Origin of the sequence: uncultured Methylibium sp. (assembly GCF_902826655.1) — a bacterium.
Classification (GTDB): domain Bacteria; phylum Pseudomonadota; class Gammaproteobacteria; order Burkholderiales; family Burkholderiaceae_C; genus Methylibium.
Map to the genome: position 1 here is coordinate 112151 of NZ_CADEFR010000006.1, position 10871 is coordinate 123021.

General features: G+C 66.9%; 11 protein-coding genes. All 11 read left to right on the forward strand.

Annotated features, from left to right (window positions below; all coding sequences use genetic code 11):
- The first annotated feature begins 1 nt into the window (after position 1).
- A complete protein-coding gene (locus QZV97_RS04905) occupies positions 2 to 1381 on the forward strand; it encodes a TraB/VirB10 family protein (RefSeq protein ID WP_295639346.1) in 1380 nt (459 codons plus the stop codon).
- The gene (locus QZV97_RS04910; RefSeq protein WP_295639349.1) at positions 1371 to 2204 is read left to right on the forward strand and encodes a DsbC family protein; all 834 of its coding nucleotides are present in this window, start codon (positions 1371 to 1373) and stop codon (positions 2202 to 2204) included. Before QZV97_RS04905 ends, QZV97_RS04910 begins: the two co-directional genes overlap by 11 nt.
- Entirely contained in the window at positions 2201 to 2827 is a 627-nt protein-coding gene (locus tag QZV97_RS04915) for a TraV family lipoprotein (RefSeq protein ID WP_295639352.1), read from the forward strand. The genes QZV97_RS04910 and QZV97_RS04915 overlap by 4 nt, the downstream gene beginning before the upstream one ends.
- Before the next feature lie 24 nt (positions 2828 to 2851).
- Positions 2852 to 5425 carry a type IV secretion system protein TraC gene (gene traC / locus QZV97_RS04920; protein ID WP_295639355.1) on the forward strand — a complete coding sequence of 858 codons (2574 nt, stop codon included), beginning with the start codon at positions 2852 to 2854 and terminating at the stop codon, positions 5423 to 5425.
- On the forward strand, positions 5422 to 5781 hold the full coding sequence (locus QZV97_RS04925) for a hypothetical protein (protein ID WP_295639358.1): 360 nt from the start codon (positions 5422 to 5424) through the stop codon (positions 5779 to 5781). Before traC ends, QZV97_RS04925 begins: the two co-directional genes overlap by 4 nt.
- Positions 5778 to 6359 (forward strand): conjugative transfer signal peptidase TraF, encoded by a 582-nt coding sequence (traF, locus tag QZV97_RS04930; RefSeq protein ID WP_295639361.1) that lies wholly within the window; start codon positions 5778 to 5780, stop codon positions 6357 to 6359. The genes QZV97_RS04925 and traF overlap by 4 nt, the downstream gene beginning before the upstream one ends.
- Positions 6360 to 6368: 9 nt before the next feature.
- Entirely contained in the window at positions 6369 to 6701 is a 333-nt protein-coding gene (locus QZV97_RS04935; RefSeq protein WP_295639364.1) for a hypothetical protein, read from the forward strand.
- Position 6702: 1 nt separating this feature from the next.
- A complete protein-coding gene (gene traW / locus QZV97_RS04940; protein WP_295639367.1) occupies positions 6703 to 7329 on the forward strand; it encodes a type-F conjugative transfer system protein TraW in 627 nt (208 codons plus the stop codon).
- Positions 7326 to 8342 (forward strand): TraU family protein, encoded by a 1017-nt coding sequence (locus tag QZV97_RS04945; protein WP_295639371.1) that lies wholly within the window; start codon positions 7326 to 7328, stop codon positions 8340 to 8342. Before traW ends, QZV97_RS04945 begins: the two co-directional genes overlap by 4 nt.
- A gap of 97 nt (positions 8343 to 8439) precedes the next feature.
- A complete protein-coding gene (trbC, locus tag QZV97_RS04950; RefSeq protein ID WP_295639374.1) occupies positions 8440 to 9105 on the forward strand; it encodes a type-F conjugative transfer system pilin assembly protein TrbC in 666 nt (221 codons plus the stop codon).
- Between the two features lie 5 nt (positions 9106 to 9110).
- Positions 9111 to 10871 (forward strand): conjugal transfer protein TraN (gene traN, locus QZV97_RS04955; protein WP_295639380.1); only part of this gene is annotated, 1761 nt, incomplete at its 3' end.

A 10871-nucleotide genomic window follows, 5' to 3' on the forward strand; every position in this document is an offset into this window, starting at 1 on the left:
CATGCAGTGCACCCTCAGGCAGCGCTGGTCCGGTCTTGTCGAGAGCATGTCGCCCCGCACGCGGCAGTGGGCCACCATCGGCGCGATCGCTGCCGCCGCCGTCGCCATCCTCTGGGCCGTCTTCGCGATGGGCTCCGGCGACAACGCCCAGCGCGCCGCGTCCGCTTCAGGCAAGACCGACCTGAAGCCCACCAACGTCGATCTGATGGCACCGGGCGCGGCGCTGAAGCCCGAGGAGGTGTGGATCGGCAAGGCCGGCCGCGAGCTCGACCAGTACAAGGCGGATCGGGAAGACCAGCGCCGCATCAACCGTGAGCGTCAGGAGCAGCAGGATGCCCTGTTGCGGCGCTTCGCGGAACTGGAGGCCAGGCTGAAGGGGGCCGCAGCTGCCGAGCCTCCCAGGCCTGCGTCGGCTCCGGCCTTGGCTTCACCACCGGTCGGCGCGGCGCCGCCGTCCCGTTTCCCGCCCGACGCCGCCCTCGCACGGCAGTCCGGTCTCCCTCCTCCGCCGCCCCCCGCCGGCGCGCGCGCCGGAATGCCGGTGGGCGCGCCGGGCTTTCCCTCTGGCATGGGTGCGGACGCTCCTCCTCAACCCGCGCTCGTGCGCGTGACGCTGGCCACGCCGGGCAAAGCTCAAGCAGGCAGCGCTGATGCGGGCAAATCGCCTCCTCAGACCATCGACACTTTTCTTCCCGTCAGCTTCACGCGCGGCGTCCTGTTGGGTGGTCTCGACGCGCCGACCGGTGGGCAGAGCCAGACCAATCCCCACCCGGTGCTGATTCGGCTGTCCGACAACTCCGTCCTGCCGAATCGCTACCGGGCCGAGTACCGCGAGTGCTTCGTGATCGCCGCCGGGTACGGCGACATCAGCTCCGAGCGCGCCTACTTGCGTACCGAGTCCCTGTCGTGCGTCCGCGCCGATGGAACGGCCCTCGAGGTCAGGATCCAGGGCAGCGTCTATGGCGAGGACGGCAAGGTCGGCATGCGCGGCCGGCTCATCACCAAGCAGGGCCAGATGCTTGCCAATGCCCTGCTTGCTGGCGTCGTCAGCGGCATCGGTCAGGGCATCTCGACCGCCAACACCACCTACAGCACGTCGGCCCTGGGGTCTGTTGCCACGACGACCGGCTCCGACGCCTTGAAGGCCGGCCTGGGTAGCGGCGTCGGCAAGGCCCTCGATCGACTCGCGCAGTACTACATCAAGCTCGCCGAGCAGACCTTCCCCATCATCGAGATCGATGCAGGCCGCGAGATCGATGTCGTGCTCACCAAGGGGGTTCGCATCGAGGCGCCCGACCCAGCCAGGGCGTCTCCGACCTCCTTCCCATCCCGCTCGCAGCCGTCCGAGCAAACCACCAAGGTGATCAGTGATGAAGAGTAATCGCCTGCCTGTGCTCGGTATCGCGAGCCTGGTCGCCATGTTGTCCTTTGGCGTTCCCGCCGCCGCTGCAGGCGCCACCAAGGAAGAGGCCAGGTTCATGGCGTTTCTGCAGAAGACCCATCCCGGCACCAGGTTCACATCGGTGAACGAGAGCCCGGTCCCCGGGGTCTTCGAGGTCTGGATGGGTCCCAACGTGGCCTACGTGTCGCCCAGGAACCCACGCTACTTCATCATGGGCCGCGTACTCGACACGGCCACGCTCACCGACATGACGGGCCCCAAGCTCGCACGGGCACAGGGCGCCCGCGTCGAGACCGAGACCGGTGCCGCGGAAGGCCAGCCCATCGCGGTCGCCTCGCTGCCACTCGGTGACGCATTGAAGTTCGTTCAGGGCAACGGCTCGCGCGCCCTGTACGTCTTCAGCGATCCGGGCTGCGGTTTCTGCCGCCGCCTCGAGCCCGAACTCGCCAAGCTTCAGGACGTCACGATCTACACCTTCGTGATCCCCTTCCAGGGCCGCCAGCTGCCGCAATCGGTGCTCTGTGCCGCCAATCCCTCGAAGGCCTGGCACGCCCTGATGCTCGACGGCGACGCTTCGGGTCTGTCGCCTCGAGCCGACTGTGCGTCACCTCTCGATCGCAACCTTGAACTCGCCCGCCAGCTCGGCGTCTCCGGCACACCGACGCTGTTCTACGCCGACGGCACACGCACCGCCGGCTATGTGGCCGTATCCGAAATCGAGCGCCGTGTCGTGGCTTCTTCGAGCGCGACCGGTCCCGTCGCGCGCGCGAAGTCCAACCCCCATCCGGAGAAGAACCCATGAGCTGCTCCAGCGCCCGTTTGGGCATCTTCAGCGCCGCAGCCTCATCCCTTCTCCTTGGCGCGTGCGCCAGCATCACCGGGCTGGACGGCGGTTCCAGCTACGCCTGCAAGGCGCCCGAGGGCGTCAAGTGCGACTCGGTCTCCGGCACCTATCACAACGCGTTGCAGAACAACCTGCCGTCTCAGCGTCGCGGGCCGACCAGCGGCCAGCCCCAACCACCCGCCGCACCGGGCCCCGCGGGTGTGCGCAACGTGCCCGCGATGCTCGACACCGCTGCGCGCACGACGCCATCCGACGATGCCCCCGGCTATGTGGCCGCGCCGCTGCGAGCCGCTCCCAGGATCCTGCGTCTGTGGATCAAGTCCTGGGAGGACGCCGACCGCGACCTCAACGGTGAAAGCCTGGTTTATGTCCAGGTCGACAACGGTCGCTGGCTGGTCGATCACGTGCAGCGCCAGTCGCGCGAGGCTTTCGCGCCGGTACGCCCAGGCAAGTCCCCAGCTGCGGCCAAGAGCGTGGACGCGACCAAGCCATCGGCAAACGCAGGCACCGACGACGCGAGCTCCATCACGCAGGCCCTTCGAGCCCTGCAGAGCCGCACACCCGCCGCCTCCGACAACTGACCCACACCACGGGATGCGCCACCGATGTCTGCCGCCCTCCGCTCCAGTCTGTTCGGCTCCCGGACCTCGTCTGCGCGTGCCGGCTTCCTCGGCTTCGCCTTCGGCGGCGACGAAGAGTCGCCGGCCGACCAGTTCGCCAGCTGGCTGCCCTACATCTCCTACCTCGACGAGGAGCAGCTGTTCGTCAATCGCGACGGCATCGGCTTCATGCTGGAAGTCATGCCGCAGAGCGGCGCCGACGATCGCATGGTCGAGGTGCTCATCTCGCTGTACGCGAACTGCCCGCCCGACACCGGCATCCAGTTCCATCTCTTCGGCTCACCGCACATTCGTCCGCAGTTGCGCCAGTACGCCAACCTGCGCACCGAGGACAGCGATCAGCTCGACAAGGCCGGTGCCTGGGGTCGCCCGGCCCGCAACGACAACCTGTACCGCAAACTCGCACGGCGCCGCTTCGAGCACCTCACGAACGGCGCCCATCATTCGCTGACCCAGGGCTTCCACTACACGGTCCGCGACTTCCGCCTGGTGATGAGCGTCACCATCCAGGGCGACCCCGAGGATCTGGGCCTTCGCGAGCAGATCGTCTCGCTGCGCGATGGCATGGCCACCACGCTGCGCTCGGCGTCGCTGCCCAACCGCGTGTGCGACGCCGCCGACCTCATCAACTGGTGTTCCCTGTTCTGCAACCCCGATCGAATCAACAGCAGCCACGCCCCCGACCTCCACTACGACGACGGCCGCGAGATCCGCGACCAGATCGTCGATCACGACACCATCCAGGATGCCGAGGCCAACGGCCTGCAACTCTGGAAGGAAGGAGGCGGCCCCGGGCTCGACGTGCGCTTCTTCAGCATCAAGTCCTTCCCCGAGCGCTTCGGCCTGTGGCAGATGGGTTCGCTGATCGGTGACCTGATGCAGCCAGCGCTGCAATACAACTCGCCCTTCCTCCTCACGCTGGGCGTCCACCTGCTCGACCCCAACGCGACGCGCACGACCGTCACCGCCAACCACGTTCGCGCAACCCAGAACGCCGGCAGCAAGATGGCCGTGGTGATGCCCGACGTCGGCAAGAAGGCTCGCGACTGGACCGCGGCCGCGGATGTCATCGACGCCGGCGGCTCGATCGTCAGCCTGTACCACCAGCTTGCGGTGTTCAGCGCCCCGGACCGCTCGGTGCAGAACCAGGAAACCGCCAAGGCCATCTGGCGCGCCCGCGGTTTCGAGCTCAACGCCGACGTCTACATGCACCGGCAGGCTCTGATCGCCAGCCTTCCGATGACGCTGTCGCCCAGGTTTCACGGCGACCTCAAGAAGATGCGCCGCGTGACGCGCAAGACCATCGGCAACGCGATTCATCTCGCGCCGCTGGTCGCCGAATGGCGCGGCACCAAGACCCCCACGCTGTTGTTCGCCGGCCGGCGCGGTCAGCTGATGACGCTGGACCTCTACGACAACAACCTCGGCAACTACAACGCCGCGATCATCGGCGCGCCCGGTTCCGGCAAGTCGGTGCTGCTCAACGAGATGGCCTGGTCGTACCGCTCGATCGGCGCCAAGGTGTGGATGCAGGACCTGGGCCGCTCCTTCGAGAAACTGTGCCGCAAGGCCGACGGCACCTACATCGAGTTCCGCCCCGATGTGCAGCTGTCCCTGAACCCCTTCCCCCTCGTCGAGGACATCAACGAGGACATCGACATGCTCCAGCCTGCCATCGCCAAGATGGCATCGATGAGCCGCCCGATGGACGAGGTTCAGCACAAGGCGATCTCCGCCATGGTGCTCAAGCTCTGGGGCAGGTACGGCCGCGATCTGGACATGACGATCCTTCGTGATGCCTTCGTGCAGGGCACCATCGAAGAACTCGGGATCAACAACGACCAGCGCATCAAGGACCTGGCCGTGATGCTCAACCCCTACGCCAAGGGGGGCCAGTACGAGCGCTTCTTCAGCGGGCCCAACACCATCGACTTCTCGAACGACTTCGTGGTCATCGAGAACGAGGAACTCAAGCGCAAGCCCGATCTTCACTCGGTCGTCAACATCCTGCTCTTCTATCAGATCACGCGCGAGATGTATCTCACGCGCAATCGCAAGAAGGTCTGGTTCATCGACGAGTTGAAGCAGCAGCTCGGCGATGCCGGCTCCAACGACCTGATCATGGCCGCCTCCGTGGAAGAGGCCGCCCGCCGCGCGCGCAAGTATGGCGGCTCGCTGGTCACCGCCACGCAAAGCGGTGACGACTACTACGGCTCGACCCAGATGGAAGCGGCGCTCAACTGCTCTGACTGGACCTTCCTGTTGCGGCAGAAGTCCGAGTCGATCGAACTCCTCGGCCGCAACGGCCGCATCTCGATGGACGAAAGCAAGAAGCGCCTGCTGCAGTCCCTCCGCATGGAGGATGGTGTCTTCTCCGAGTGCTACGTCTCGTCGCCCGTCGGCGAGGGCGTCGCCCGGATCATCCTCGACCCGTTCAGCCACCTCCTCTTCAGCAACAAGATAGACGACAACGCGCCGCTCGACGAACTCCGGCGTACCGGCTACTCGATCGACGATGCCATCAACGAATTGCTGCGTCGCCGGGGCCATGCGGTATGAAGCAGTTCGCCCTCAACGCTGTCGTGTCCCTGCTGGTTGCCGCCTGCGGACTGCTCGCCTACGACCGGTTCGTCTTCCGTCCTTCCCAGGTCATCGGCATCGTTGACGTCTCGGAGGTGTATCGAGCCAAGGAAACCGAGTTTGCCTCGCTCGTGACCGCCAGCCGCACCGAGGAAGACCGCCAGCGCGCCCAGGACCTGGCCACGTCGTTTGCACGCCGGCTGCCCCAGGCGCTCGGTGAGCTGCCCGCCGAGTGCCGCTGCCTGGTCGTGATCAGAGAGGCGATCGCCGGCCCCTCCGCGCACACCGTCGACCTCACACCGCGCCTCAAGGCCAAGCTGGAGTCCAAGTCATGACGAGGGCCTTCAGCACGTCGCGCGTCGGCCGCTCCGTGCGCTGGCTCGACGCCGGTGCGCGGCTGCTTCGCGGCGACCTGCGCCGTCGCTGGTACCTGTTCGCGATCCTCGCGTTGTTCTGGGTCCTCGCCTCGATGCGCCTGTTCGTGCATCACACGCCTGTCGTGCCGGTCCTCGTCAACTGGACCCCCAGCGTGCCCTACAGCATCGTGTACGTCGACTACTTCGATCGCACGCTCAGCCGCGGCGATCTCATCATCTACAGCTTCGAAGGCCAGGCCGCGGAGCGCGACTACCCCGGCCTCCGGCACCAGCCCTTCTTCAAGCGCGTCGTGGGGCTCCCCGGCGATGCCGTCACGGTCAGGGATCGCGAGGTCTTCGTCAATGGCAGGCCGGTCGGCCGCGCAAAGACCCACACCTTCGATCTCCGCCCGCTGGAGCCGATCGAGCCGATCGTCATCCCGCCAGGCTTCCTCTACGTCCAGGGCACCAGTGCCGACAGTTTCGACTCGCGCTATCGCAGCAGCGGCCTGGTTCGCCAAACGGACGTGAAGGCCAAGGTCCGTCCTCTCGTCTGAAGTGCCCCCATGCGCGTCGCCATCGTGTCCGTCACTCTCGTCCTGTCGGCCTCGACGTCGTCCGCGCAGTCGGACGCCATGAGCATCCGGGACGACGTGCCGATCGACACCTACCTGGCCTTGCTCGCCCAGGTCGCCCCGCCGGCGCGGGACGGCGCCGAAGCCTACATGGCCGCCTTTCGCTCGCGCTGCGGCCGGCCGATGCGCACCGTCGAACTGCGTCGCGCGTTCGCCGAAGGCAGCGGTGACCCGACCCTGATGGCGATGATCCGAGCCTCCCACGAAAAGGACGCCGCCGCCCTTCAGCGTCTGGGCACAAACATCTCCTGTCCGCGGAGCTGACATGCGCCACCCGGTGGCCTGGGCCTTGGTTCTCCTTCTCGCGTGCGGCGCAGCCGCGCGGGCCGAAAACCTCGGCGCGATCGGTCCTGTCTACCCCATCGCCGAGCGCAACCTGCTCGACCACATCATGTCGCGCCTTCGCGAGAAGGAGCGTACGGGCGAGCTGAAGAAGTTCGAGCAGCTGGCGCAGGAACGCGCCACCCGGAGCGTGAACGACCCGAAGCCCGTTCCCGGCCTCACGCGCGCGGAAACCGCGCGCACCTACTACTTCGACCCGACCTTCGTGCTCGACCGCAACGTGGTCGACGAGAAGGAGGCCGTTCTATTTCCCGCCGGCACCCGCAAGAACCCGCTCGAGGTCGTCGGCCTGTCGAAGCACCTTCTCTTCTTCGACGCCCGTGATCCGCGCCAGGTGACCCGTGCCCGCGAGCTGATCGACGTCTACCAGGGTCGCGTCAAGCCGATCCTCGTCGGCGGCAGCTACATGGACCTCATGAAGGCCTGGAAGCTGCGCCTGTACTACGACCAGGAGGGCGTGCTGGTTCGCAAGTTCGGCATCACCGCCGTGCCGGCGATCGTGTCCCAGGAAGGCCGACGCCTTCGCATCGATGAGGTGCTGATCAAATGAAAGCGCTCGCTCGATTCTTCTGCGGATCGGTTCTCTTTTTCGCATCCCTGCTGGCCTGGCCGGCACCGATCGCCACCTGCACCGGCAAGTTTCCCAACCCCATCACGGACATCTGCTGGTCGTGCATCCTGCCGATCACCATCGGCGGCGCGACCATCGCGAACTTCGGCGGCCAGGAGGACAACGGCGGCAACCCCTCCAGTCCGATCTGCACCTGCGTGGTCAACCCGACCATCGGCCTGTCGATCGGCTTCTGGGAGCCCGCACGCCACGTCGAGGTCGTGCGCAAGCCGTTCTGCCTGCCGTCACTCGGCGGCTTGAACCTGGACCCCGGCATCAATGCGCCCGAGGCGGCGCGTTTCACGAAGGCCGAAGGCGATGGCGACGGCGGCTCCTTCTACCAGGCGCACTTCTACATCAATCCGGTTCTGTACTGGCTCGAGGTCGTCACCGACTTTCCGTGCCTGGAGCGCGGCAGCTTCGACCTGGCCTATCTCACCGAGGTCGACCCGCTCTGGAACGACGATGAGCTGACGCTGCTGCTCAACCCCGACGCGGTGCTCTTCGCCAATCCGATCGCCGTCTCCTCCTGCGCCGCCGATTGCGTCGCCTCAACCGTCGGCTTCGGACTCAACTCGCTCTTCTGGTGCGCCGGCTGCCAGGGCGGCCTCTATCCGATGGACGGCCAGGTCCAGTACCACATGGGCGGCGTGCGCACCGCAGCGCTGCTGGGCCAGCGCCTCACGGCGAAGATGCATCGCGAGCTGCTCGCCTGGGGCTGGCACGGATCACGCGGCCTGTGCGGCCCGTATCTCGAGCCGATCATGGACAAGTCGGCCTACAAGACGCAGCTGACCTACCCCATCCCCTCGACCGACAAGATCGACGGCAAATGCTGCCAGCCCTTCGGTCGCACCACCGTCCTGTGGGGCGCCGGCAAGGAGTACCCGGTTCGGGGCGAGGACTTCGCCTTCATGCTGTTCAGAAAGAGGAACTGCTGTGTCGGCTACTGACGTCTCGCGCAGCCTCCTCGGCATGGCCTGCTCCCTGTGCCTCGTTTCGGGGGCCGGTCTCACGTCCCCCGCTGTTCTCGCGCAAACCCAGCGGCCGATGGTCACCGACGCGGACATCGCGCGCGCCGCCAAGAGCCAGCCCGTCATCACCGACCGCGACATCGAGCAGGCGGCCAGGAAGCACCGCATGCCCACCGACGCCGAACTGGCGCGCGTGCCCGTGCCGTCCACGCCGCGCATCGACGCGCTGCCTCAGCCGCAGACGCAGCGCCGCGTCGATCTCGGCGCGGTCGCGCGCGGCTACGAGGCCATGGGTGCTCCGACACCTTCCGTCGCCGCCATCAACAAGGGTCCATCGCTGCTCGTGTTCGTCAGCTTCTCGATGCCCGAGCCGGCCCTCGACCGCATGGTCGATCAGGCGGCTCGCACCGGGGCCACGATCCTCCTTCGCGGCTTTGTCGACGGCTCGCTGCAGCAGACCGTCGCGCGCGCCCAGCGGCTCATCGGTCAGCGCCAGGTCGGGTTTCAGATCGACCCGCAGGCCTTCGACCGTTTCTCCGTGGGCGTGACGCCCACCTTCGTTCTCATCAAGGACGGTGCCACGCCGGAGCCCTGTGCTGCCGGCACCTGCTACCCCTCTTCGGCCTTCGTGTCGGCAGCCGGGGACGTCAGCGTCGACTACGCCCTCGAGTACTTCCAGCGTGCGGCGCCGACCTTCTCTCGCGAGGCAGGCACGTTCCTCTCCAGGCTCAAGGGGCGTTGATCATCATGTTCAAGCGTCTGGTCGTTTGGTTCTCGCTGTCTGCCTTCCTGTTCACGCAGACGTCCGTCTACGCCCAGTCGTCTCACGACCAGGGCGTCGCCAGCGGCACATCGGCCAACACGGTCATCCGCGGTCTGGTGAACACGCCTTCGGCCTCGACTGTCGTGCCCGGCTACACCACCACGCCCCCGGAGACCGCGTATGCGGGCCGGCCGAGCCTGGGCGCCGACGTCAACGCCAAGCTCGCCGCGTGCGCCACCACGCCGAACGACATCACCTGTCAGGCGCTCCGCAACGCGATCAACTCGGCCAACACGCCGCGGCCGACGATCGGTCCGAGCGACCCCTCGGTCCTGGCCGCCAGCCGCATCTATCGCAATCCGTCCACGGATCTCGGCAGCCTCGCTGCGTACTACACCGGCTGCGCCACTTCCGAAGTCACCTCACCACCCCGCACCGAGAACCGCATCTGCTCGCGCTACGTGGGTGTTGGCAGCTACAGCTGCTCGAACCGCCTCACCGTGGGCGTTACCCGGTCTACCAACTGCACGGCTGGCGACTGGTTCGCGCACGCGAGTTCCGGCAGCACCGGCCTGGACGCGCAGTGCATTCCAGACCGTGCTGACACCGCGCAGCACTTCCGCGTGACCCAGGGCGCGAGCCCGCTGGCGTTCTTCGACGTGGACATGACCCTGTCCCCCGTCATGCCGCAGCGAGTCGCCGGCGTTCCCCGATACCCCGGCGACACCACCTCGGTCTATGTCGCCAACAGGTCGTGCACCGCCACCACCTGCAGCCTCACCGCTCTCATCGCCGAGGACGAGCGCACGACCTGTACCGGTGACTGGGACAGCCGCGTGTGCGAAACGCAAAGGCCGTTCCTTCCCGTCTATTCCGCATGTCCCGCGGGCACTCAAAGCGGCGACAACCTGAGCTACGACGTGTGCACAGGCAGCGGCGACAGCATGAGCTGCACCACCGCCGTTCTCGACATGACGCAGTGCTACGCACCAAGTGCGTCTGGCGTCTTCGCCACCGACACCACGGGCACCTACCCGCCGGCGACATGGTCTGCGTCGTCGGGTCGAGCCGTCGTCGGCTGGTCGCCAAACCCCGCCTACGGCCCCATTCCGACGATGACCTTGAGCTATACCAAGCCGGCCGCGGATGCGACCTTCACCGACACATGGAGCAGCCAGTGCCCGACGCTCGCCGCCGGCGGTCGTTGCTCCGTCGCCTCCTCCCCCGTCTGCGTCGACGGCCCATCGACGAAGGTCATCGACGGTGTCGCCGTCACGCGCGCGTGCTGGGAGTACCAGAGCACCCTGTCGTGCTCGAGCACGTTCACCTCGGACCAGTGCGCCCCGCTCGTTGCGACCGGCTGCACAGCTCTCGCTTCGACATGCGCCCAGACCAACGCTTCGACCGGCGCGTGCGAGATCTACCGCGACGAGTACAGCTGCCCTGTGCCTGGCGAGACGGTCACCACCGCGACGAACTGCCCGGCCAATGTTTTCTGCCTCGGGACCAGCTGCTTCAACACCTCTTACACCAACGACGCCGACTTCGGCCGCACCATGTCCATGCTCGAGGCCGCCCGCGAAGCCGGCGTGTATCTCGACACCGATCGCATGCAGGTGTTCAAGGGCGACGCCATGCGTTGCCGCGACCGCCTGCTGACGAACTGCTGCGGCAGCGACCCTGCCGGCGCCGGCATGACGAACCAGAGCGTCTTCGGCAGCGGCTCCCGCCTGGTCTACGACATC